Source organism: Nonlabens sp. (assembly GCF_018401815.1).
GTDB lineage: Bacteria > Bacteroidota > Bacteroidia > Flavobacteriales > Flavobacteriaceae > Nonlabens.
This window is the reverse complement of the sequence record NZ_JAGYKG010000002.1, coordinates 477968-501778: the sequence shown is the minus strand read 5'-3', so window position 1 is coordinate 501778 and position 23811 is coordinate 477968. Positions and strand designations below refer to the sequence as shown.

The 23811-nt window shown below is 37.0% G+C and carries 20 protein-coding genes; 9 read left to right on the top strand and 11 right to left on the bottom strand.

The window, feature by feature from the left end; genetic code table 11:
• Positions 1–32: 32 nt before the first annotated feature.
• The 3 genes from KG732_RS06590 to KG732_RS06580 all read right to left on the bottom strand — a co-directional run bounded on the left by KG732_RS06590 (position 33) and on the right by KG732_RS06580 (position 5142).
• The gene (locus KG732_RS06590) at positions 33–3314 is read right to left on the bottom strand and encodes a T9SS type B sorting domain-containing protein (protein WP_213521657.1); all 3282 of its coding nucleotides are present in this window, start codon (positions 3312–3314) and stop codon (positions 33–35) included.
• 80 nt (positions 3315–3394) lie between these two features.
• On the bottom strand, positions 3395–4237 hold the full coding sequence (locus KG732_RS06585) for an ABC transporter permease subunit (protein ID WP_213521656.1): 843 nt from the start codon (positions 4235–4237) through the stop codon (positions 3395–3397).
• Between the two features lie 8 nt (positions 4238–4245).
• Positions 4246–5142 (bottom strand): ATP-binding cassette domain-containing protein, encoded by an 897-nt coding sequence (locus KG732_RS06580; RefSeq protein ID WP_213521655.1) that lies wholly within the window; start codon positions 5140–5142, stop codon positions 4246–4248.
• A 59-nt stretch (positions 5143–5201) separates the two neighbouring features.
• On the opposite strand from KG732_RS06580, the gene KG732_RS06575 reads away from it, so the two are divergent.
• Complete coding sequence (locus tag KG732_RS06575) at positions 5202–6284, top strand: hypothetical protein (protein WP_213521654.1); 1083 nt, start codon at positions 5202–5204, stop codon at positions 6282–6284.
• Between the two features lie 115 nt (positions 6285–6399).
• Here KG732_RS06575 and KG732_RS06570 read toward each other — a convergent pair whose 3' ends face one another.
• The 5 genes from KG732_RS06570 to KG732_RS06550 form a co-directional block, all read right to left on the bottom strand.
• On the bottom strand, positions 6400–7458 hold the full coding sequence (locus tag KG732_RS06570) for a nucleoid-associated protein (protein WP_213521653.1): 1059 nt from the start codon (positions 7456–7458) through the stop codon (positions 6400–6402).
• Positions 7459–7461: 3 nt separating this feature from the next.
• Positions 7462–7986, bottom strand: coding sequence for a hypothetical protein (locus KG732_RS06565; RefSeq protein WP_213521652.1), 525 nt, complete (start codon positions 7984–7986; stop codon positions 7462–7464).
• Positions 7987–8186: 200 nt separating this feature from the next.
• Positions 8187–9437, bottom strand: coding sequence for an alpha/beta hydrolase-fold protein (locus KG732_RS06560; RefSeq protein ID WP_213521651.1), 1251 nt, complete (start codon positions 9435–9437; stop codon positions 8187–8189).
• 628 nt (positions 9438–10065) lie between these two features.
• Positions 10066–11115 (bottom strand): heme A synthase, encoded by a 1050-nt coding sequence (locus tag KG732_RS06555; RefSeq protein ID WP_213521650.1) that lies wholly within the window; start codon positions 11113–11115, stop codon positions 10066–10068.
• A gap of 194 nt (positions 11116–11309) precedes the next feature.
• Positions 11310–11915, bottom strand: a complete 606-nt coding sequence (locus tag KG732_RS06550) for a tRNA-(ms[2]io[6]A)-hydroxylase (protein ID WP_213521649.1) — start codon at positions 11913–11915, stop codon at positions 11310–11312.
• A 350-nt stretch (positions 11916–12265) separates the two neighbouring features.
• Here KG732_RS06550 and mtaB point away from each other — a divergent pair, with 350 nt between their 5' ends.
• From mtaB to KG732_RS06510, 8 genes are all read left to right on the top strand, one after another.
• Positions 12266–13594: a tRNA (N(6)-L-threonylcarbamoyladenosine(37)-C(2))-methylthiotransferase MtaB gene (mtaB, locus tag KG732_RS06545; protein WP_213521648.1), complete on the top strand. Its 1329-nt coding sequence runs from the start codon at positions 12266–12268 to the stop codon at positions 13592–13594.
• An 80-nt stretch (positions 13595–13674) separates the two neighbouring features.
• Complete coding sequence (porQ, locus tag KG732_RS06540; RefSeq protein ID WP_213521647.1) at positions 13675–14688, top strand: type IX secretion system protein PorQ; 1014 nt, start codon at positions 13675–13677, stop codon at positions 14686–14688.
• Entirely contained in the window at positions 14689–15384 is a 696-nt protein-coding gene (gene cmk, locus KG732_RS06535) for a (d)CMP kinase (protein ID WP_213521646.1), read from the top strand.
• A gap of 553 nt (positions 15385–15937) precedes the next feature.
• Positions 15938–17791 carry a 30S ribosomal protein S1 gene (gene rpsA, locus KG732_RS06530; RefSeq protein ID WP_213521645.1) on the top strand — a complete coding sequence of 618 codons (1854 nt, stop codon included), beginning with the start codon at positions 15938–15940 and terminating at the stop codon, positions 17789–17791.
• 379 nt (positions 17792–18170) lie between these two features.
• Positions 18171–18716 (top strand): bifunctional pyr operon transcriptional regulator/uracil phosphoribosyltransferase PyrR, encoded by a 546-nt coding sequence (pyrR, locus tag KG732_RS06525; protein ID WP_213521644.1) that lies wholly within the window; start codon positions 18171–18173, stop codon positions 18714–18716.
• Positions 18716–19651, top strand: coding sequence for an aspartate carbamoyltransferase catalytic subunit (locus KG732_RS06520; protein ID WP_213521643.1), 936 nt, complete (start codon positions 18716–18718; stop codon positions 19649–19651). The genes pyrR and KG732_RS06520 overlap by 1 nt, the downstream gene beginning before the upstream one ends.
• Complete coding sequence (locus KG732_RS06515; protein ID WP_213521642.1) at positions 19644–19976, top strand: ribonuclease Z; 333 nt, start codon at positions 19644–19646, stop codon at positions 19974–19976. The genes KG732_RS06520 and KG732_RS06515 overlap by 8 nt, the downstream gene beginning before the upstream one ends.
• Before the next feature lie 66 nt (positions 19977–20042).
• Positions 20043–20948, top strand: a complete 906-nt coding sequence (locus KG732_RS06510; protein ID WP_213521641.1) for a ribonuclease Z — start codon at positions 20043–20045, stop codon at positions 20946–20948.
• A 92-nt stretch (positions 20949–21040) separates the two neighbouring features.
• Here the strand turns inward: KG732_RS06510 and KG732_RS06505 are convergent, their stop codons facing one another.
• The 3 genes from KG732_RS06505 to KG732_RS06495 all read right to left on the bottom strand — a co-directional run bounded on the left by KG732_RS06505 (position 21041) and on the right by KG732_RS06495 (position 23751).
• Positions 21041–21556 carry a DUF2892 domain-containing protein gene (locus KG732_RS06505; protein WP_213521640.1) on the bottom strand — a complete coding sequence of 172 codons (516 nt, stop codon included), beginning with the start codon at positions 21554–21556 and terminating at the stop codon, positions 21041–21043.
• Positions 21557–21648: 92 nt separating this feature from the next.
• Positions 21649–22767 (bottom strand): GNAT family N-acetyltransferase, encoded by a 1119-nt coding sequence (locus KG732_RS06500; RefSeq protein WP_213521639.1) that lies wholly within the window; start codon positions 22765–22767, stop codon positions 21649–21651.
• 3 nt (positions 22768–22770) lie between these two features.
• Entirely contained in the window at positions 22771–23751 is a 981-nt protein-coding gene (locus KG732_RS06495; protein ID WP_300980350.1) for a transporter, read from the bottom strand.
• Between the last annotated feature and the right edge of the window lie 60 nt (positions 23752–23811).

Sequence of the window (23811 nt, the reverse complement as noted above, 5' to 3'; positions counted from 1 at the left end):
TCTATTCTACGGTAAAAATAGGCAAACTGAATTTATCTTTTTAAAGCAAAGTGAGAAGAAAAGATTGTTCCGTCTATTAACGTAGCTTTGAACCAATAATCGCTGGAAGGTAAAGGAGTGCCGTTATAGGTTCCATCCCAGCCCGGACCTTGCGGGGAAACTTGCTTTAACATTTTTCCGTATCGGTCAAAAATAAAAATTTCAGAATTGGGTTCAAAAACTACAGAAACACCTATTAATTGCCAGTAATCATTATATCCATCATTATTAGGAGTAAAAAAACGAGGATAACCCACAATACTGAAATCTTGAGTGGTAGTACCACATCCGTTTTTATCCCTTACATAGGCGGTATAAAATCCAGGCGCAATGTTGTTAAAAATAGGGCTGTCTTGATAAGAGGCTTCTAAATTGATGCGGTATTCATAATCACCCAATCCAGTTACATTAATGGTTGCAGATCCACCACTTCCCGTACCTGCATTTATAGTTTCTATACTAGTAATAGTTGCAGGCTCACTTATGATTACCGTAATCAGTCTATCTTTAGAACAGCCTTCTAGGTTGAATACGGTCACACGATAATCACCACCAGCAGTTACAGAAACAGATGCTGTTGTAGCTCCAGTATTCCATAAATAGGTGTAGTCACTTACAGATCCAGTTAAGAGGCCGCTATCAAGAATTAAAGCTTGCGGATTGTTACCACAGTAATCATACAATTCGGTTAATTCTATAACCGGTAGTGCCTTCACTGTTAATAACACCTCGCTGATTCCAAAACAGTTTCCATCTGGAGATTCAGCTCTTGCAAAAATGATTTGATTATTGGGAATTGTGTTGGTCAGTAGATTCGGTAGAACGTTTTGCTCGGTTAACGCATCATTTAAGGATGTGTAATAATTTACAGTCACGTTTGATGGAGCATTAATCAACACATTGTTATTGGCAGTAGACAGATCAAACACTGCAAGACCATCCTCGATTCCGTCATCATCACAGATCGACAATTCAGTGTCTTGAGCATCGCTAGCACTAACGGATAAAGTAATAGTAGAAGTAGTATAGCATCCAGTGAGATCATTAGTAACTCTGGCAATGATGTTTTGCATAGGAGTAAGGTTGGTATAACTCACATTATCCAATGAATTTATATTGGTGTCAGCATCGTTTTGATTATTAAAATAGGAGACATTAACATCTAATGCGTTTGCACTGATTGAATCATCAAAACTCATAAAACTAAACACAGTTCTTCCATCTGGAATCCCGTCTTCGTCGCATTGAAAGGCGGAGAAGTCGTTAGCTACAGGTTTAGGATTAACAATTAAATCAAAAGATTGATTGGTATCAGCACAACTGGGTTCTAAAGCGTTTTCTATACGGATAAATAAGGTTTCATTAAAAGGGGTCGTATTGGTATAATTCAATACCAACGCGCCAGAGTTAGTGTCTGCATCATTTTGTGAAGAATGGTACGAGATATTAAAATCAGCCGCATTTTGAGAGCCTAGTATCGTATTGGTCTGGTTGCTCAAATCAAAAGTCATCACACCATCATAATCGTCATCACAAACCTCTAAATCAGTTACCAGATTAGAAATGGGTTGATCAAACAATTTTAAATCAAAGGTTAAGGTTTCATAACAGCTGGCGCTATTACTGTTATAAATTCTAGCAATAAGTGTTTGTTGAGGGACACTTACTAGGTAGGGAGTAGTAATAGCATTTCTGTTCAAATCGGCATCTGCTTGATCAGTAAAATACCGCACGGTAAAAAGGTTAGGGTCTTGAGTACCTAAAATTTGTGGTGTAGCAAATAAGTCTAAATCAACTATTTCTCTGCCGTTTAAATCAGCATCACAGGCAATGATATCGCTTATGGTATTTGCGACAGGAGTGTCATAAATCTGTACATTTTTACGATAGACTCTGGTACTTCCGCCTCTGGTTAATGATAAAACCACATTGTAAATTCTAGCAGTAGCATAAATGTGAGTTGGGTTTTCTAGGGTCGACGTGTTGCCATCACCAAATTCCCATAGCACAGAATCTGGTGGGGTGTCTGATTGAAATTCAAATGTGGTACCATCCCCTAAACACAGATTTTCTACTTCTATCAAAGCAAAGAAACTTTGAATAAAAGGAGGTAACCCTTGAGCTGACATGCGCCCAGCCAAAGGAATGGCATCGTGTTGGTAATTACAACCAGTACCTACGACATTAGGATTGTTAATAACCCCTAAAAAGTTTCTCCCTAGGGTAAAAGTGTCAGCAAGAGCTCGGTAAATTTTCCCATCGATACCCAATTGTATGGCGCCTCGGTAACCTGGACGTGTATCAATTTCCATACCATTCAAAAATGGAGCTGCTAGATTTGCTGGAGTAAGTTCAAATTGATAAAGAGTAGAGGAATGATTTGCTGGATTATTTCCAAAAGTATCATTAGAAGCTGTAATGTACAATAAGCTGCCGTCTGGTGAAAACTCTGCTCCATAACCAGCTTGGTTAGAAGTAGTTAAGTTTATAGCCCTTTCATTAGAAACGATTCCAGTGCTTTGATCAAAATCATAGATATAACTTTGAGCACCCATGGTACAAGAAACTAGAAAGCGACCGTCTGGTGAGAATTTTAGATACCCCCTTCTTGCTAAAGTAGGAGTAGCAACAGTTGAAATAATAGGTATTGGATTCACTCCAGTGGCAGAAACAGTAAATGTGTGGAATGAATCAAAAAAGCCAAAACCTGTAGAGTTAGCATAAGTAGTTACAAATATTTCATCATTAACGGCGTGATTAATTGCGGTCAGTTTTTCAGAAGCCTCATCTACTAACGATGGCGGATTGTTGATATCGGTAGTTACCTCTCCGAGTCCAGAATTACCTCTCATGTCTACTTCGTAATAATGAACTTTATCACCACCACCCTGATTTCCTGGTGGGAGATCCACAGTGAAGATATAATAGATATTGGCATCTTGAGGTTTTGGAATAATAATCGCGCTTTGGCTGCTAGATGGATCCCCTCTTAATCCTTGACCATTGAGCATGATTTGATGGGTGCGATCATACACGATAATTCCATCAGTATAAAACAACAGCTGTCCATTCTCATCTGAAATGGTAGCACAGCCTTCGTTGGTTGAAACCTGACCATTAGTTAAGGGGGTTACCACTCCAGTTGACGGATCAAAATTAATACCAGCATTGAATCCAAAATACCAGTTCGATGCCTGTAATTGAGCACTTACCATTCCGCAAGACAATGTGATGGACGCAATAATTAAGGAAAATAAGAATTTCTTTTTCTGCATATGCGAATTTAACACACCTGTATCACAATTAATACTTTTTTAGTAATTCTTCATTTAGTTGCAGTCCTATAAAATGTAACTTACAAATCTCTTCTTTTTAGTAAGGCATAAGACCAGTATATAAATAAAGCACTCCAGATACTTACGGAAAGGATATCAATCCATTCCATATCATAAGTAAAATCCAGGCCTTGGATATCTATTTGTTTTATTGTAGAAGAAATCAAATCAATTTTAGTTACTGGCTCTTTGATTAAATTAGACATGGCGTTAAGTGGTAAAATGTGTAACAACCAATCATAAATATGCGTTTCATAGAGTTGATCTACACCTCTAGCAATTAAATTTAATACAGCTTCAAAGATCCACCATACAGCTACGAACCCTAAAGCAAAGGCGCTTCTTTTTACTAAAATACCCGCAAATAGGCAAAAACAAAAGAATACCAAATGGGCTAAGAAGAACGCTCCGAGATATCCCATTTGGGAGAAAATTATGGAGGCCTCATTAAAGTCAGAATAAATCAAGCCTAATATTAAAGAGGCTAAGAATACGATCAAAGTAGTGAGTATAGCCAGAGTAAGCGCTAAATAAAACTTAGATAGTATTAATTCCTTTTTACTTAAACCATCTATCAAGTTTTGCTTTAACGTTCTATTACTGTATTCATTTGCCGTTAAGGATACGATCACTATCGCAATAAAAATCTTAAGAAAGCTGGTGAAGTAAGTACTCACGTGCCAGATCAATGGAAAATTAAATATTCCTAAATCGGAGAAGCTGCCATTAAAGCCATTCAATTTGATTCGTATCATGCCCGAAAGCATTAATAGGACTACTATAGCTAAATAAATAATGGTAAGTGTTTTGCTGCTTTTACTGTATCTGAATTTGTGAAACTCGATGTCTAATAATCTTTTCATGGCCGGGATTAGTTTTGGTTGGTTAACTCAATGAATTGGTCTTCGAGACTTTGTTTTTTATGAAATAGCTTGCATAGAATAATACCGTTTTCAAAAGCTTCTTTATTGATTTGTGTAAGATCTACGTCTTCATAAAGTGTTACTTCTAGACCATCATCGTGTACCGTGATGCTTCCAGCATAGGCTTTAGTTTTAAGAAAATGATGCAGGGCTTCTCTGTCAACTGCGTCAATAACTATAGAACCGTGATTTCTATTCATTTCATTTACGGGACCTGAATACAACATTTTACCTAAGCGTAATACCACTACGTCGGTGCATACTTTCTCTACTTCATCAAGTAAATGAGACGCCAGAAGGATCGTAGTTCCATTGGCGGCTATTTTTTGGATAATATCCCGTATTTGTCTTATTCCCTGAGGGTCTAAGCCATTAGTTGGTTCATCAAGGATCAATATTTCCGGATCATTGAGCAGGGCACTTGCAATCGCAAGGCGTTGTTTCATCCCCAAAGAGTAGGTTTTAAAAGCCGAATGCTTGCGCGAAAGCAAATCTACAAGAGCTAATTTTTCTTCTATTTTATAAGGCGCTATATTTTTAATTTTACAGACCAGCTCTAGATTTTGAATCGCACTCATGCTGGGATAAAAATTAGGTCGCTCTATAATAGCTCCTATTCTTTTTAAGGCGTCATGATTAGAGGTGCTTCCTTCAAACCATCTATAATCGCCACTAGTGGGATTCACTACGTTGAGTACCATTCCTAAAGTGGTGGATTTACCACTGCCGTTAGGACCCAGAATTCCATAGACATGGCCTTTTTTTATTTTAAATGAAATATGATCCACTGCGGTGAGCGAACCATATTTTTTATGAAGTTGATTAATTTCAAGGATGGTTTCCACTAATAAAGTTTTTTTGTTGTATTATGGGACTGCAAGAAACACCAAATGTTACACTAGTGATGTCTAATAAGATCCTCAATGATAAATTACTCTCTAATAAGAAACCTACATTTCCTATTGGAACCTCCTTATCAGATTACCTAAAAAGATACAATAGAGCTACTTCTATCCCAGTTTCCTATGATGATTTATTGAGGTTTGCGGGTTGTATTACTGTTTATGATAAAAATGATGAAGACACTTTGTGGGTGCGCTGTTTTTATTCTGATTCTGATCGGGAGCAAATAGATGGCCATTTAAAAAGAATTTACGATATTCTTCACAGTGATGGACGGGACAAATCATTGGATTATCTCAATGTAGACGCTGTGGATTACTGCACCTTTGGTAATACAAAACCATTTCGTATCCGGATACGAAATATTCTTAACGATGGATTTACCTATTTCTATGTAAAAAAAGCAGATGCTTCAAGAGTCTATGGATTAGAAGTAGAACATTTATTATCACCTCACCGCATTAATTTTTTAGTGTATAAGAATACCTTAATTGAAGAACATATCGCGGGTATTCCAGGTGATGAATTCATAGAGAATTATATGGAAGATTGCGATCAGCAAGAGCTGACTCAAATAGCTAAAGAGTTTGTCAAATTTAATGAACGTTGCTTGATCCGATTATTAGGAGATATGAGGTCGTATAACTACGTGGTTATTCCAACTCATGATTTTGACAGAGTTAGTTATGCGATACGCGCTATAGATTTTGATCAGCAAAGTTATGAAGGCAACTTAAAAGTATACCGACCGCAATTTTTTAAAGAGAATTTAGCAATGGTTACTAATGTAGCAACTCATCTTAAGAGCGAAAGTATTGAGCAATATAAAAAAGAAGAAAGGGCACTGATTGCAAAACGATTGATTAATACCCAAAAACGATACCGACAGTTGATAAAATGCATGAAGGCCGATTTTATATCAACTCCTTCAAAGTTCAAACAACTTAAGAAAGAGCTTCATGACTTTACGGGAGATATAGCGTTTAAATCTACTAGAAGTATGGGTGGTGTATTAAACACGGCAATGGAATTCGTAAAAAGAAACTATCATGATGCCGATTATGAAAATAAATTCAGGATATAAGTTACAAATGGCAAGAACCAAGCATTTATAACCTAAAACTAAAGCGGCCTTCACAAAGAAAACCTGAGTTGTATTCCATCAAGAATAAAAATCAGGTTTTTTTAAACCTAATTTTTTATTTTTTCTCTTCTCGATTGAAGTAAACGAGATAATAATACATTTGTTTTTCTTCGTCCCAGCCTTTTTCTATAAACTTCTCTGCACTGCTAGAATTGGTAAAATCCATCTTTATTTGTACATGAGTGTCTAGATGGATAACACTTTTGATCCCTCTACGCGCAGCACTTACTGCAGTATTAGAAATAGGGAATGTGGACACATCTTCTATAGAATGTTTGGCGCCTTTTTCTAATTTATAATTTTTAAATTCCGGAATCAAGTCAGGGTTTTCTAGTGTTTCATTTAAGAAAGCCGATTCTTCAAAAGTGTCGTTTTTAGCAAAGTGATTTACCGCACGGTTCATAAACATGACTTCTTCCTTCTTATCTTCGGCTGGTAATACCACGTCCTTTGCAAAGTCTTGACAAAATTTCAAATACTTCTTTGTAAAGAAATTTTCGTCCTCAAAAACATCAACTCCCAAAAAACTTTCCAGCCAGTACTTAGCATCATAACGATTAGAATCAACAGAAAGAATCTTGTACCCGGCTTCTTCTTCTACGTTTAAAATAATAGCTCCTTTGTCTAATTTGTTCAAATTAACGCCTTGTTGAAGAATCATTTTTAGATCTGTTTCTCCTTCTTCAAACTGTAAAAACTCTTGTTTGATCTCACTTTTGAAAATCCCTATCGCGTTGGTCTTATTGTTGTCCACCATAACATTATCAAAATAACATATATACACTTCTCCACTTCGTATGTGTGGATGGTCTGATTGTTCATAGAGGTGTTTTGCCATCTTCTTACTGTTTTCTAGTAGAGATGCTGGTGTGGAGAATATCGCTTTCGCGAAAGCGTACATTTCATGAAACTCTAAGTCATCTTCATGAAAGAAACTGTAATAGGCTTCTTCTTTAGAGCGAAAAGATTTCAAGAAATATTCCTTTAAAAGGGAGTGCATCTCATCATCCAAACTTGTAGAACTGTTGGAAGTAAGTAAAGCCTCTCCTTTATTTTTATTACCTACACGATGTATGGCAAGATTTTCAATTCTAGTATTGTATAAATTGATCATAGTTTAATAGAGGTCATTTTCATCAAAGGATTCTTCATCATAAAATTCTTCATCTTCATCATCGCTGTATGCTTCGTCATCGTCGTCATCGTGAAAACGAGGGTCTGCTTCAAATTCTTTATCTGGTGCACTGTCTGGTAATTCACCTACAGAAAATATGACTCGCGGATAAGTAGTACCCGGATGATGAGGAACTGCATCTGCTAATTCAACAGAAAAGGTCCACAAACTCAAGAAGTCATAAATATAGATCATTCTTGTTTTCTTTTTACTTAGGGCTTTTTCCAAAAGCGTATCGGCCATCTTTTTTACAGGTGCCATTCCACCACTCATATCAAAAAGACAGTATTCCTCGCCTTGATTCCACTCTTCATCACTGGCATAGAAACTAGCCATTTCATCACCTTGCAGCTGGAAAGCTTGCACAATCACATTATGAAACTCTTCTAAAGTGCTTTTTTCATCTATCTCAATGTCTCTAAAACAGTCGTCGTTTGCATCGAGAAGAACTCGTAATCTATAGATCATTTACTCTAATTTTTAAGGATGGCAAAGATAGGATTTTTGAGTAGGAACTTGAACTTGAAATCGAATTTGAATTTGAAGATCATTGGAGTTTTTTTTATGGTTTAAATATCTTAACTTATTGCTCACGTGCACCTGCATAATACTTCATATAACAAGCCTGTTATAGTAAAGGCTACGCAAAGAATCACCTACAATAAGGCTTATTCTTTTTTCAGTTCATCAATTCTTTTGATATAGGAGTCATCTCCACTTATTTCAAAGGCTTGAGTGAAAAACTTTATGGCATTCTCCTTGTCATTATTTCTTATATAATAGGTTGCCATAGCGCTATAAGCATCGGCATTTTCAGGATAATATTCGAGGGCAAAATCAAAGTACATCTTTGCTTTGTCCATTTGTTCCATATCCATATTCATATCGCCTTGTATATACAATAGGAAATAGGGTAAGGGGGGTACAGAATAACCAAAATAAGTTTGGAGTTTGTTTTGACGGTATCTAAGGACCTTTGTAAGCTCTTCGACCGTTGTAGTAGGCGTGTTGTAGGCATCAACATGTTCCAATTGATACCATTGAAAAATAGAAATTAAACCATCCATAATAGAGGGAACAGCAATAGTTCCATGTAACTCTCTCGGATAAAACTTCCATTCAAAAGATAATTCATTTTGCTTGCTACTATTCAAAAGTTCTGAAAAAGCAAGATTTGATCGTGCAAATAAGGTAAAGTCTGTGGTGTCCTTTTTAACTTCCTCTAAAGTCATATTTGGCTTCTGCATATGCACTTGACCGCCAAGAGACATAAATAAGGCCTTGCCTTTATAATTAGTGCTTGAAATTTTATCTGTTGCTTCTTTAAGTAGTTTTTGGTTGTCCCAATCTAAACTAGGATCAATGGCTAAATAATTTGAAAATTGATGTGGCTGATGAACTAAGGAATACAAGGTGAATAGTCCTGCATAAGAATGGCCAATTAAAGTTCTAAAATTAGTAACCGGATATTTCTTTTCTACAAATGGAATTAACTCAGTTTCTAAGAATTTACTAAAATTGGCTGCCTCTCCATTTTGTTGTTTAAAGGGCATTCCATACATCTCGGTTACTTTTGATGTAGTCAAGTCCCGCATTCTATTCTTATCGTTTGAAACACCTACAATAACCATTTCTGGAATAAAACCACCACTGTAAAACCTATGAACATTAGTTACATTAGGTAAGAATACTTCACCATCTAGCACATAAACTACCGGATACTTTTTATCTTCTGCAGGATTATAATCGGCTGGCAGTTGAATATAAATTTCTCGGTATTCATTTAGTGTTTTGGAATAGAGGCTATCTAGAGTACCTACTTTTTGTAAAAACTGAAGATCGGAATCCGTTTGCCCATTTGTAAATTGTTGAAGCAAAAAGAGCATTACAATAGCTGCTACTATTTGTATCTGATTCATAAAGTTGACTTTTTGTGAATACACATTTGAATTTGTTTTTATTCCAGACGCATTTCTGAAAGTAGCTGTTGTCAACTGACTTCCAATAAGCACCAGTAGAATGATACATAGGTATAGGTTTACAATTCAAAACGTTCATCAGAGAAGACAGATGGATTGCCAGTGGATTTCTAATTATTATTTTTTAGATTTTTTCAACCTCTTTTCTTCCTTTTTTTCTTTTGGAGTTTTGGTAGCTTCTTTTTTTACGTTTTTCTTGGAGTCTTGACTTTTTGCCATGATGTTATTTAGTTAATGAGAAAACATTTCTTTGTTGAACTTTTAAATATAGTTCTATTATTGAATCCATGTATATGCCTTTTAAAAGAATGTGAAATCTTTTATATGGTTAAGGTGTTTGCATTGACGCTTTCGCGAAAGCGTCAATGCAAACACTTATTTTAGAAACACCTTGACTTCATATGGAAACCTCATAACGGTAGCGTCAGCTAAAATTAGGCGCTGAATACACTAGTATCACTAGATCCCACATAAATTGGAAACACTTATTGTTCTTTTCTAAAACTTTTTTATTGATGCTGTGTTCTATTTTGAAAAGAACTATAAACTAGTAAGGCAAGTGGATTTCTTATTTTAATGCCACTCGCAATCGCATCCACAAATAAAACTGCATTCCTAGAATTAAGGAAGCAACTACCAAATGCACTGCTTGAGAACCGAAAGGGAAGTCCAAATAATTCATAAAGACTCCGCTTAGAATCGTGACAATAAATAACGAAGCGAGAACGGAATAGGATTTTTTAGGATGATGGAAGATATGAACCGCTCTATAAATAAACCAACCGTGAAGCACCAGCACTAAAATAGAATAACTTCTATGAATTAAGAAAACCAAAGGGCCCTTTTCTAACCACTCTGAACTTAGTGGGTATCCAAAAAGATCTACTTGCTCATCTATAAATTGGCGTACTTGGGTCCCCATAACTACTTGAATGAGAGTGAGTATAATTAACCCAGCGACAGTACGCACCATTGTTTTATTGCTTGTATATCGGTAGTCTATTGGTTTTACTTCATGAAGCAAATAAATAAGCAATCCTACAATTAATAAAGCAGCGATCATGTGAAAGGTAATGAGCGCAGGAGAAAGATTGGTATCCACAACAATTTTACCTATTACGGCTTGAATACCCATAGAAAGTACCGAGACAAAACTAAGAATAGTAAGTCGTGGTCTTTTCTTAAGGTAGCGTAAGGAAAATAAAAACATGATAAAGACAACTAGGCCCCCCAATGCGCCAATGAGTCTATTAATATATTCGGTCCAAGTATGGTATACGTTAAATACCGAGTAATCGTGTTTGGTATACGGTTCCCAGTTTTGTGGTTGGTAACTGGCACCAGTAAAAAAATCTTCTTTGGCCACCCGCAGTTCCTTATCAACGATAATGACCATTCCTTCTTTATAAGGAGTATCTGGAGAGAACTCTATTTCCACTTGCTCAGTAGGGGGGATCCAATACCCAAAACACTTTGGCCAGTCTGGACATCCCATACCGCTCCCAGTCATTCGTACAATAGCTCCGGCAACAATAATTAAATAAATAATAACAATACTGGCCATGAGCCACCAGCGGTAACGCTTTTCGGAAAAGAAGTTTTTGATCTTTTGGTTCATTTAGTTTAATCTGTTTTTTAGCTTTTCTTCCCAAATGGCAGAATTAATTCTGCCCTTTGGGAAACATAACTTGCCTGCGGCTTTTTTTATTTAGCAGAATACTTCTACAAGCTTAGCACATGGGAATTCCGCTTTTTTTAATTTCTTTTCCAATTTCAATTTCGAGTTCGAGTTCAAGTTCAATTTCGAGTTCATCAATGCATTCGATCACCTCGTACTTCAAGATGAGGTAAAAAACCAGCTTCATGATCCAACCAATACTGCCATCTCGTCATCACTTTTTCTTCTTCAAAAAAGCTTTTGGCAAGCTGAAGAAACAATTTGTAATGAGCTGCTTCAGCCACCATGAATTGATGATAGAACTCTTTTAAATCGGTATCTACTAGTTGTTGAGAAAGGATTTTAAAACGCTCACAACTGCGTGCTTCAATAAGCGCACAAATCAATAACTGATCCAAAAACAACTGATCACGTCCAGTGCCTTTTGGTTTTCCTTTCATCAATTCTTTGATGTATTGATCGGGGCGTTGTATACCAAGAGTTAAGCCTCTTTTCTTTAACTCTGCCAAAACCATTCTAAAATGCCCCCATTCTTCGGTAACTATAGGGGAAAGGGCTTCTACAATTTCAGGTTTATCAGAATGCATTTGAATAATAGAAATGATCGTACTCGCCGCTTTTTGTTCACAAAAGGCATGATCTGTTAGTATATCCTGCAGGCTCATAGCAGCAAGATCAACCCATCGCGGATCTGTAGGTAGGTTCAACCCTAAAGTTGTTTTAGAAACAGTATTTTCCATAATACAAAGGTCGTTTAGAATGTTGATTTATAACAAGAATAAGTGATAATATTCATCCTCCTAGAATTGTACACCATTAGATCCATGCTGATAAGTTGACATTTCCGATTCATAGAACAAGGTTCAAAAGAAACCTGCTATTGTTTCATTCGTCAATAGTAAAGCACATAGAATCAATTGCTCATTTTTTTTAAAAAAAACTTTAGGATTTGAGAATAGGGGAAGAGCTTTGATTTTAAAATAAGAGGTTGTTATTCTAGCTTTCGCGAAAGCGGTAACCACAAACTAAAAAGGCTGATTGCGACTGTAAACTAATACTTACCTTTGCAGCCTTAACTTCATCATACATCATGCTTGTAGAGACAGCTGCAAAATCCGTTGCATTTTATACCTTAGGTTGTAAACTCAATTTTAGTGAGACCAGTACTATTGCTCGTTCTTTTGAGCAAGAAGGGTTTCATAAAGTTGACTTTGAGCAAAAAGCAGACATTTATGTGATCAACACCTGTAGTGTTACTGAAAATGCAGATAAGCGTTTTAAATCCATAGTAAAAAAGGCACAGCAAGTAAATGAGGAGGCTTTTGTTATTGCAGTGGGTTGTTATGCACAACTGCAACCAGAAGAACTGGCTGCTGTAGACGGTGTTGATCTCGTCCTAGGCGCAACAGAAAAATTTAAAATTACCGATTACCTGAATCAATTGTCAAAGGAACAACCTACTCAGGTGCATTCCTGCGAGATTGATGAAGCCGATTTCTATGTGGGATCTTATTCCATAGGAGATAGAACCAGGGCATTTTTAAAGGTACAAGACGGTTGCGATTATAAATGCACTTATTGTACTATACCATTGGCACGGGGGATTTCGCGCAGTGACACTTTAGAAAATGTGATGAAAAACGCACGCCAGATAAGTGATCAAGGAATCAAAGAAATTGTTCTTACCGGAGTGAATATAGGAGATTATGGAAAAGGGGAATTTGGCAATAAACGTCATCAGCATACTTTTTTAGACCTCGTTCATGCACTGGACACTGTAAAAGGGATTGAACGCTTGCGTATTTCTTCCATTGAACCTAATTTATTAAAAAACGAAACCATCGAATTTGTCTCTGGAGCCAATGCTTTTGTTCCGCATTTTCATATTCCCCTTCAAGTTGGTAATAATGAGTTGCTCGGTAAAATGAAGCGCCGTTACAATAGGGAACTGTATACAGATCGAGTGAGTAAGATCAAAGAGGTCATGCCAGACTGTTGTATAGGAGTGGATGTTATCGTGGGTTTTCCAGGCGAGACTGATGATCATTTTCTCGATACGTATAATTATCTGAATGAGTTAAACATTTCTTACTTACACGTTTTTACCTATTCAGAACGAGAAAACACACCAGCTGCCACTATGGAAAATGCGGTTCCACTTAAGGTGCGTAAAAAGCGTTCTAAAATGCTGCGCGGTCTCTCTGTGAAGAAACGACGTGCTTTTTATGAAAGCCAACTAGGAAAAACCAAAACGGTACTTTGGGAAGCTGATAATAGAGAGGGATTTATTCATGGATTCACAGAGAATTATGTAAAAGTAAAATCCTATTGGAATCCAGAATTGGTTAACGAACTCCAAAAAGTGCAATTGGTTGCTATTGATGAGGATGGGCTGGTAAGAATAGAACCAGCAGATTAACTATCAAAATCTCTACTACAAGATAAAAATAAATTAAACTTGCACTCGTTATCTCATTAGCAGTTTTTTAAAGCCATTTAATGCGTCATTTGTTTCTTCTTATTTTTATATGTTCCGCTTTCGCGAAAGCGCAAATAGGAGGACAATCAACTTACCAATTCTTAAATTTGGTTTCCGGTACTAAACAGGCAGCTTTGGGCGGCAGGGTATTGACTGGTGTGGATTACGACCCTACTTCTGGAATCTACAATCCAGCGACCATCAATCCAAAAATGGATAATCAATTACAAGTTAATTATGTCAATTATTTGGGTGACGTGAGTTACGGTACCGCAAGTTATGCGTACACTTGGGATCGACACGTACAGACTTTTCACGCTGGAGTGACTTATTTGAACTATGGGAAATTTGACGGATATGATGAGCAGGGGAATTCTACAGGAGAATTTGGCGGAAATGAAGTTGCTGTTTCTATGGGGTACAGTTATAACATTCCATGGTCCGATTTTTATGTAGGAGCTAACTTAAAATTGATCTCTTCTAAACTCGATAGGTATACCTCTTTTGGTGGTGCAGTGGACATAGGAGTACTTTATTACAATGAAGATAAAGCAGTAAGAGCAGCGCTTGTGGTGCGTAATTTAGGAACCCAATTCACTCCTTATAACGAGATTTATGAAGATTTGCCTTTAGAGATAGCTGTAGGATTTTCTAATACGATGAAAAACCTTCCCTTAAGACTGCATGTTACCTTGGAGAATCTTCAACAATGGAATATTGCTTTTTCAAACGACGCTAATGCGCAAACTGATCTGGATGGCAATGTCACTGAAGACCAACCTGGTTTTGTCAATAATGTTTTACGTCATACGGTTTTGGGATTAGAGATTTTCCCCGAGCAAATTTTTGAAGTGCGATTGGGTTATAGTTTTAGAAGGGCAGAGGAGTTGCGTATTGAAAATACTAGAGCCTTTTCTGGAATCAGTGCCGGATTTTCTTTAAAAATGAACAACTTGCGATTTAGCTATACCCATGCGAGGTATACACTGGCTTCACATACAAGCCTATTTGGTGTTAATATTAATTTACAATAAATGAGTAAAAAAATAACTATTGCCATTGATGGGCATTCCAGTACTGGTAAAAGTACCGCTGCAAAGCAACTGGCTTTGAAATTGCACTATGTTTATGTAGATACAGGGGCCATGTACAGAGCGGTTTCCTATTTCGTTTTACGCGAAGGGCTGCTGGTTCAAGGTAACTTAGACAAGCAACAACTCATTGAACAACTTAAGGATATTCGCATCAGTTTTGTTTTTAATAAAGACACTAATAATGCAGATGTGCATTTGAATGGAGAAAATATTGAAAAGCAAATACGTACGCTGGAAGTAAGTAGTGTCGTAAGTAAGGTGGCGGAAATTCCTGAAGTACGCGCCAAACTCGTGGAACAGCAAAAAGCAATGGGTGAGAAGAAAGGCATTGTTATGGATGGTCGCGATATAGGAAGTGTGGTGTTTCCAGATGCCGAACTCAAAGTATTTATGACCGCAGCGCCTGAAATACGCGCGCAAAGGCGTTATCTAGAGTTGGTAGAAAAAGGCGGTGATGTTTCTCTGGAAGAGGTACTTAACAATGTGGTAGAAAGAGATCATATGGATTCTTCTAGGGAAGACAGTCCGCTGATACAATTGCCAGAAGCAAAATTACTAGACACGTCAGAAATGACTCGAGAAGAGCAATTTGAATTATTGGTTTCTTGGGCTGAGGAGGCAATAGAAAAAGCGTAGTTATTTTCGTGTCATTCCCCACTCGATGCGGAATCGCTTAGAAGTGTTCTTGATTTGTTTTTTAATAACAGCCTCATCAAGTCCATACATTCATTCGAAGTCATTTTGCTTCACAATCCTGCAATCAACTCTAAAGGAATTGCATCATAACCGACTTGTTTAGAGCGAGGTTTTCCTTGATATGCGCTGATGCATTTAATGAAAAGAGAATAATTGAGTGTGCCTGATGATTTTTACTGTATAAAATATTGAAAAACAAATGGTTGTGATGGTGTAAAAGCAGTAAGTAATTTAATAACTTTTAAGTGTTTAGTCCAGTAGTGGTAGGTGAGAGATTTTAGTAATGATTCCGCTTTCGCGAAAGCGATATAAAAAACAAGCTATTTCATGCAATGAGGTATTGGTAATGAGGAAAAAAGAACGTATTTTTGCAAACCCAAATCGAGAACAAGGAAACCGGTTGGGAATCAAAACGTTATAACCATATCTTCTAGAGCAGTTCTGTGAGTTTCCGAAAGTCTTTAGAATACAAATTTTAATCAGCAAACAAATCATGGCTGAAGAAACAAACAAACAAGAACTTGAAGCTGTACAAGAAGGTGCAACTGATATCCAAGTTCAAGAACAAGTAGAAGAAGTGACTGCAACAGCTACTTCTCCACAACAAGAAGACCCAACCGCATTTCTAGACTCTTTTGACTGGGACCGTTATAGTGAGGGTATTGAAAAAGTGGATGAAGCTCAGTTAAAAGCATTTGAAAAATTAGTATCGGACAACTTTGTTGACACTATAGATACTGATGTTATTGAAGGGATTGTGATCAAAATTACGGATCGTGATGCCATCATTGATATCAATGCAAAGTCTGAAGGTGTTATTTCTCTAAATGAGTTTCGTTACAACCAAAACCTGAAAGAAGGTGATAAGGTTGAGGTTCTTGTAGATGTACGTGAAGATGCGACGGGACAATTGATCCTTTCTCACCGTAAGGCACGTCTTATCAAGGCTTGGGAACGCGTTAACAATGCACACGACACTGGCGAAATCGTAAACGGTTATGTGAAATGTCGTACAAAAGGGGGTATGATCGTAGATGTATTCGGTATCGAAGCATTCTTACCAGGTTCACAAATTGATGTGAAACCTATACGTGACTATGACCAGTACGTTGATAAAACAATGGAATTCAAGGTGGTGAAAATCAACCACGAATTCAAAAACGTTGTAGTATCTCACAAAGCGCTTATCGAAGCAGATATTGAAGAGCAGAAAAAAGAGATCATCTCTCGTCTAGAAAAAGGACAAGTACTAGAAGGTGTTGTTAAAAACATTACTTCATATGGTGTATTTGTTGATCTAGGTGGTGTAGATGGATTGGTGCATATTACGGACCTTTCTTGGTCGCGTATCAATCATCCTAACGAGATTGTAGAATTAGATCAAACACTTAACGTGGTAATTCTTGACTTTGATGAAGATAAGTCACGTATACAGTTAGGCCTAAAGCAGTTAGAGGCTCACCCATGGGAAGCGCTATCTGACAAGATCAAGCCAGGAGACAAGGTAAAAGGTAAAGTAGTTGTTATCGCAGATTACGGTGCATTTGTAGAGGTAGAAGAAGGAGTTGAAGGACTTGTTCACGTATCTGAAATGTCATGGTCTACTCACTTAAGAAGTGCAGGTGACTTTGTAAAAGTAGGAGATATTATCGATGCTGAGGTACTTACTATAGATAGAGAAGATCGCAAGATGTCTCTAGGTATGAAGCAACTTCACCCAGATCCATGGACAGACATTACTACTAAGTATCCTGTAGGTTCACGTCACTCTGGAACGGTAAGAAACTTTACCAACTTCGGTGTATTCTTAGAATTAGAAGAAGGAGTAGATGGATTAATTTACATCTCTGACCTTTCATGGACTAAGAAAGTGAAGCATCCATCAGAATTCTGTGCGGTAGGAGATACACTAGAAGTAGTGGTTCTTGAACTAGACGTAGAAGGACGTAAATTATCACTTGGACACAAGCAAACAATGCCTAACCCATGGGATAAATACGAAGCTGAATTTGGTGTAGGAACAACTCACGATATTGAAATTACTGAAACTGTAGACAAAGGCGCTGTAGTGAACTTTAATGAAGATATCTCTGTATTCATTCCAACTCGTCACTTAGAAAAAGAAGACGGTTCTAAATTGAAGAAAGGAGAGAAGGCACAAATCCAAATCATTGAATTTAATAAAGAATTCAAGCGTGTCGTAGGTTCTCACATGATCCTTCATAAAGAAGAGGAAGCTAAGAATGTACAACAAGCCGCTGCTAAAGCCCAAGAAGATACTAAACCTACTATGGGTGATGCTAATTCTAAGCTTCAAGCTCTTAAAGATAGAATGGAAGGAAAGTAAGATCACGTTTCTTTTAACTCAAAATCCCTTATCGGAAACCGATAAGGGATTTTTTATGCGTTAACTTTAAGGTAGGATCAATTAGTAATATGGCCTAAAACTATAAGTATTAAGGTCATATTCCATAGCCAAATCGAGAAGGGGAGCATGTTAAAATAGTAAGGTGTACAGGTAATTCCTATTTTAATTCCTATCAATAAAAAAGCATACAGGACGGACCTTGCTTTAATTTGAAAATCAATGAGTGGTTTCAAGTCGCACTAAAATTATTTTTAATTTCATTAATTAATATTCAAACTTTAATCACAGTCCAAAATACTTATCTTTGCTTTATGAAATGGTGATGTTACTATTTCATTTTTGAAATTAAATTGGTTTCATGAGTCAAAAATTACTTCTCGATGCCGCAGCTCTGGATATTATACTTCACAGGCTAGCTTGCCAATTAATTGAAAATCACGATACATTTGAAAACACAGCACTAATTGGGCTGCAACCTAGAGGAAGTTTTTTATTAAAGCGCCTGGCTGATATTTTAACAACCCACTATAAAATCAAAAACCTAAAAACCGGGTTACTCGATATTACTTTCTATAGAGATGACTTTAGACGCAGTGATGAGCCTCTTAAAGCAAATTCTACCGAAATCAACTTCTTAGTAGAGAGTAAAAAAGTTGTCATCGTAGACGATGTGTTGTATACAGGACGAAGTATACGAGCAGCACTCACGGCACTGCAATCTTTCGGTAGACCGGATACCATAGAGTTACTCACACTTATTGATAGAAGATTTTCCAGACACCTACCTATACAGCCAGATTATAATGGACGTCAAGTGGATGCCATAAACAATCAAAAAGTAAAAGTACTCTGGAAAGAACATGGAGGAGAAGATGCGGTGTACCTTATAAAAAATGAAGACTAATGAGTGAATTAAGTGTCGATAATTTATTGGGTATTAAATACCTTAGTGTTGCAGACATCAACCTGATTCATAAAACTGCAGACCAGTTTAAAGAGGTTATTAATAGACCTATTAAAAAAGTCCCTTCCTTAAGAGACATCACTATAGCTAACCTCTTCTTTGAGAACTCCACTAGAACAAAACTTTCTTTTGAACTGGCAGAAAAGCGTCTGAGTGCAGATGTTATTAATTTTAGTGCTGCTCAAAGCTCTGTAAAGAAAGGGGAGACGCTGGTAGATACGGTAAATAATATTCTTGCCATGAAAGTGGATATTGTCGTGATGCGACATCCCAATCCAGGAGCCGGAGTATTTTTATCCAAACACATAGATGCGCGAATAGTTAATGCTGGTGATGGCGCTCATGAGCATCCCACACAAGCGCTATTAGACAGCTACTCGATTAGAGAAAAGCTAGGAAGCCTTCAAGGTAAAAAGGTGGTAATCGTAGGTGATATTTTACACAGCCGTGTCGCCCTTTCTAATATTTACTGCCTTAAAAAATTAGGTGCTGAAGTAATGGTTTGTGGTCCTGCGACACTATTGCCCAGACATATTGAATCTCTAGGAGTAAAGGTAGAGTTGAACCTTAAAAAAGCACTAGAGTGGTGTGATGTGGCAAATATGCTGCGTGTACAAAATGAGCGCATGGACATTTCTTATTTTCCAAGCGTTAGAGAATACGTACAACAATATGGTGTCCATAGAGAATTACTCGACAGTCTTAAAAAAGACATTGTCATCATGCACCCAGGTCCTATCAATAGAGGGGTAGAAATAACAAGCGACGTAGCAGACTCTGATCAAGCGATCATTCTGAATCAAGTAGAAAATGGTGTTGCTATTAGAATGGCAGTCTTGTACCTGGTTGCCGCAAAAATTAGAAGAAATGATTAGTGAAGAACACGATACCTATATTCTTTTAAAAGATGAGCGCGATGATATTAAGGATTTTGCCTCATTTATAGAACGCATATACGTTCAGTTTAAAGGGAAGAACCTCATCATAGACTTGTTGCAATACGACAAGGTTACTTTGATGGATTTGATATCTTTTCTAGAGTTAAGTAACAAGCACAGAGCTACAAAGCAGTCTTTTGTAATGGTCAACACGGCCTTATCTGTAGACGAAATTCCTGATGAATTATTAATTGTACCTACTATACAAGAAGCACAAGATGTCATTGGGATGGAAGAAATAGAACGCGATTTAGGGTTTTAAGCTCTGTACAATCCTTGCCTCTAACTGAGACTAAACGCGTATTTTTATAGTCCAAAACAAGTTGATTTGAAACTAACTATACTTGGTTGCCATAGTGCCACGCCAAAAGATAACGCTCGTCCTACAGCTCAGATATTAGAAATGAAAGGACATCTCTTTCTAATTGACTGTGGAGAAGGAACACAAATGGCATTGCGTCAAAACCGCATCAAGTTTTCTCGCATCAAGCATGTTTTTATTTCTCACCTTCATGGAGATCATGTGTATGGTTTGATCGGTTTGATTTCTACTTTTTGTCTTTTGGGTAGAGCGTCAGAGTTAACCGTCTATGGACCTAAGGGAATCAAGGAAATGATTTTGCTGCAGTTAAAATTGGCTAAGGTGTACACTTCTTTTGATTTACGCTTTCGCGAAAGCGTAGAAAACATCCCACACCTTTTGCTGGAAGACGACTCGTTGACGGTAATAACTATTCCATTAGAACATCGAGTTTTTACTCATGGATTCCTTTTTCAAGAAAAACCAGGGGATAGACACTTAGATGTGGTGGCCTGTGAAGAATACGGAATTGATCATGCCTATTACCGTAAAATCAAACAAGGCCATGACTTTGCACTTGATAATGGCGAGGTAATTCCTAATCATGAGTTGACAATGGATGGTGACCCGCCCAGGAGTTATGCGTTTTGCAGTGATACGGTCTATAAGGAAGATATAGTGCCGCAAATTACAGGTGTTACCGCCTTATATCATGAAAGCACTTTCTTAAAATCACACGAGCACCTCTGTGAAAAAACAAAACACAGCACTGCTGCCCAAGCTGCAACTATCGCACAAAAAGCCAAAGTAGGAACCTTGATTCTCGGTCACTATTCTTCACGTTATGGCGATTATGAGCTTTTTAGAAATGAAGCCAAAGAAGTATTTGAGAATTCAGAGCTGGCGCTAGATGGTAAGGTATTTGAGTTTTAAATAGAATTATATACGGTACAACAAAGCCCCTTCTCGCGATGGGGCTTTGTTGTACATTCTAAAATTGGAAAAAGTCTCTTTTTTTTGAAAAACTAGATTTTCTTCATTTGATCTTTCATCATTTTGATCTGATCTTTTAGCATCCCGTGTTTGTCTAATTTCTTAGCTTCGCTTAATAGCATAGTGGCTTCACGTTTGCGTCTTTTCATCATGGAAATACCAGCAAGATTGAGCTTTGTTACCGCAATGTCTTGATCCATGCTGAGTCCTAAAGAGAGCGCTTTTTTAAAGTACTTCTCTGCTTTGGTCATATTTTCTTGCGAGATCATCAAACCGTGTAAGTAGTTGTAATAGCCTTGTTGTTTCTTAACCAGAGCAGTTTCTGGATGAGAGATTTTATCCAGCCATTTTTTTGCCCCAGGAAAATCTTGTTTTCTCAAGCGTAGAAAAGCGAGTAAGATCATTTCATTTTTGAAATAAAGAAAAATGAATATTCCAGAAAAGAGAATCAAGAAGATTCCAGTAAGAATCTCGTTTCTAGTAAATTGATATATGGCATAGGCTACAATTAATGCAGTAATGACCAATTTGATGTTTTTGTTAAACATTATGAGGTGTGTTTTAAAGTTTGTAAAGATAAGGATTTAGACGGTCTCTGTTTCCAGCCACTAGCTCGTTTTTAGTTGATTTTAAAGCTTCACTAAATATCTTTGCGGTACGTTCTTCTTCTTTTATGAAGTGTGGGTTCGTAATTTTTCCAAGAGGCTTGTACAGCGAGGTTGTCCTCTAGTTCTGGATTTGTCTCACATTTGGTAATACCATAATTCATGAAGTTGACGATTACATTTCTAAACATCATTGCGGTAACCCCTTTACCTTGGTATTCTGGATCGATGCCTATCAAATAAAAGGCTGCCTCGTTGTTTTTCTTTTTTGCTTTTAATAAATGTATAAAACCAAAAGGAAATAACTTTCCATTAGCTTTTTGCAAGGCTTTAGAGAAAGAAGGCATGGTAATCGCAAAACCCACTAACTTATCTTCTTGATCCACTACCAATTCTATAAAGTCTGGATTGATAAAAGGAAGGTATTTTTCTTTATATAATTCTATTTGATATTGTTGTATTGGGACATAAGTAATAAGATTGCTGTATGTTTTGTTCAACAAGTCAAACATAGCATCTACATAGGGTAAAATTTCGTTTGTCGTGCTAAATTGAAGTGTTTTTAAGTTGTAGCGCTTTGCAATGATATCTGCAAACCTATTGATTTTATCAGGAATAGGATTTGGTGGTTGGAACTTAAACTCCACCCATTCTGCGGCTTTTACATAACCTAGCTGTTCTAGATGTTCCTTATAATAAGGATGGTTGTACCAGGTGATCATGGTGCTTAATTCATCAAATCCTTTGATTAGTAAACCAGCCTTATCCATGTTAGAAAAACCTACAGGCCCTTCTAGGAACTCTAATTGTTGTTCTTTTCCCACCTTTTGAACTTCAGCAAGTAATGCTTTGGTCACCTCTATATCATCAATCATATCCAGCCAGCCAAAACGCATTTTAGGTTTTTTCTGTTCTTTAATTTCAATGTGATTGATCAATGCTGCGACACGTCCTACTATCTTATTATCCTTATAAGCAAGAAACATCCAGCAATCTGCATTTTTGAAGACCTGATTTTTAGTCGGATCAAATATTGCCAGTTCATCTTTAATGATAGGTGGTACAAAGAACTTATTGTCTTTGTATAGGTCCATTTGAAACTGGACAAATTTTTTGATATCCTTTTTGGACTCAATTTTACGTACTTCAATCATAAGTTATATGCCGCCTCCTTCTCCTTCAAGATTGAGTTTGTTTTTTTTCTTTTTCTTCTTTTCTTTTTTACCGTCAGCTTGTGGGTCGCTTGTCTGTTGTATTGGAGGATCTTCATGAAAATCCAAACGGTACGACATTCCTAAATTTACTTGAAAGACTGTTGGAGTGTCTTTAAAATTTAAAGTAACACTGGAATCCACTTGCCAGTCTTTGGTAACCAAATAAGTCACACCACCGCGACCCAGATCATCACTATAAAAATCAGATTTTAAGCCTTGATACTCTGCAAATATCGCCCATTTATTATTCAAACTATGGGTCATGGTTAATACCCATTGATAAGAAGGGAAATCAGTAGTGATGCGATCTGCGACAAAGTTAGTCACAAACACCCAACGTCCCCAGTTGTTTTGAGTGATTAATTCCAGTCGTGGAGATAAAGTAGCATTGTCTGGGGGTGTTAGTAAATTGTTCTCGCTAAAATCAAAATTAGCACCTGCATAAACCGACACAGCAGGAACAAGGTCCCTCCAGTCCAATTTGTTATTTGCTTTCCAACTTAATAAATTGACTTTCTTCTCACCAAAAAACTGTAAAGGATCAAATATGAGGTATTTAGCGCCTACTGTAAATCTTGAAAAATTAGAAAAAGAAGTTTCCGAAGAGACCGTACTGTTAAAATCGGTCTGTTGTAACCTGTTATAAGTGCCAAAAATGGAAAACTCTAGTTTTTCAGTAATAGCACCATAACGCAGTTGGAAACTAGTTCCTATATCATCTCGCTCATATCTTTGAAGAAGATGCTCCTCAGCACTATAAAAAAGCGAACCTTCTATTTGTGCCACTCCTTTTCCTACTGCAAAAGCACCTTGAGATCTACCAGGGTTATTCGTATTGATAGTTTCTGTATATTGGCCATGTGCTAATGGCATGGTAACAAACAGCAATAAAAACAGTCTTATACCTTGAATGGAGTTGTTCATATTTCTTTTATTCTAGCTCAAATTTAATATTTCTTATAGAGTATAAAGACCTACACTTAT

Bases quoted from the DNA above. Each gene is read 5' to 3' on its own strand.
- KG732_RS06520 (WP_213521643.1), top strand. From the start codon at position 18,716: ATGAGTGAATTAAGTGTCGATAATTTATTGGGTATTAAATACCTTAGT.
- cmk (WP_213521646.1), top strand. From the start codon at position 14,689: ATGAGTAAAAAAATAACTATTGCCATTGATGGGCATTCCAGTACTGGT.
- porQ (WP_213521647.1), top strand. From the start codon at position 13,675: ATGCGTCATTTGTTTCTTCTTATTTTTATATGTTCCGCTTTCGCGAAA.
- KG732_RS06570 (WP_213521653.1), bottom strand. From the start codon at position 7,458: ATGATCAATTTATACAATACTAGAATTGAAAATCTTGCCATACATCGT.
- KG732_RS06575 (WP_213521654.1), top strand. From the start codon at position 5,202: ATGTCTAATAAGATCCTCAATGATAAATTACTCTCTAATAAGAAACCT.
- pyrR (WP_213521644.1), top strand. From the start codon at position 18,171: ATGAGTCAAAAATTACTTCTCGATGCCGCAGCTCTGGATATTATACTT.
- rpsA (WP_213521645.1), top strand. From the start codon at position 15,938: ATGGCTGAAGAAACAAACAAACAAGAACTTGAAGCTGTACAAGAAGGT.
- KG732_RS06560 (WP_213521651.1), bottom strand. From the start codon at position 9,437: ATGAATCAGATACAAATAGTAGCAGCTATTGTAATGCTCTTTTTGCTT.
- mtaB (WP_213521648.1), top strand. From the start codon at position 12,266: ATGCTTGTAGAGACAGCTGCAAAATCCGTTGCATTTTATACCTTAGGT.
- KG732_RS06565 (WP_213521652.1), bottom strand. From the start codon at position 7,986: ATGATCTATAGATTACGAGTTCTTCTCGATGCAAACGACGACTGTTTT.
- KG732_RS06585 (WP_213521656.1), bottom strand. From the start codon at position 4,237: ATGAAAAGATTATTAGACATCGAGTTTCACAAATTCAGATACAGTAAA.
- KG732_RS06550 (WP_213521649.1), bottom strand. From the start codon at position 11,915: ATGGAAAATACTGTTTCTAAAACAACTTTAGGGTTGAACCTACCTACA.
- KG732_RS06590 (WP_213521657.1), bottom strand. From the start codon at position 3,314: ATGCAGAAAAAGAAATTCTTATTTTCCTTAATTATTGCGTCCATCACA.
- KG732_RS06515 (WP_213521642.1), top strand. From the start codon at position 19,644: ATGATTAGTGAAGAACACGATACCTATATTCTTTTAAAAGATGAGCGC.
- KG732_RS06555 (WP_213521650.1), bottom strand. From the start codon at position 11,115: ATGAACCAAAAGATCAAAAACTTCTTTTCCGAAAAGCGTTACCGCTGG.
- KG732_RS06505 (WP_213521640.1), bottom strand. From the start codon at position 21,556: ATGTTTAACAAAAACATCAAATTGGTCATTACTGCATTAATTGTAGCC.
- KG732_RS06495 (WP_300980350.1), bottom strand. From the start codon at position 23,751: ATGAACAACTCCATTCAAGGTATAAGACTGTTTTTATTGCTGTTTGTT.
- KG732_RS06500 (WP_213521639.1), bottom strand. From the start codon at position 22,767: ATGATTGAAGTACGTAAAATTGAGTCCAAAAAGGATATCAAAAAATTT.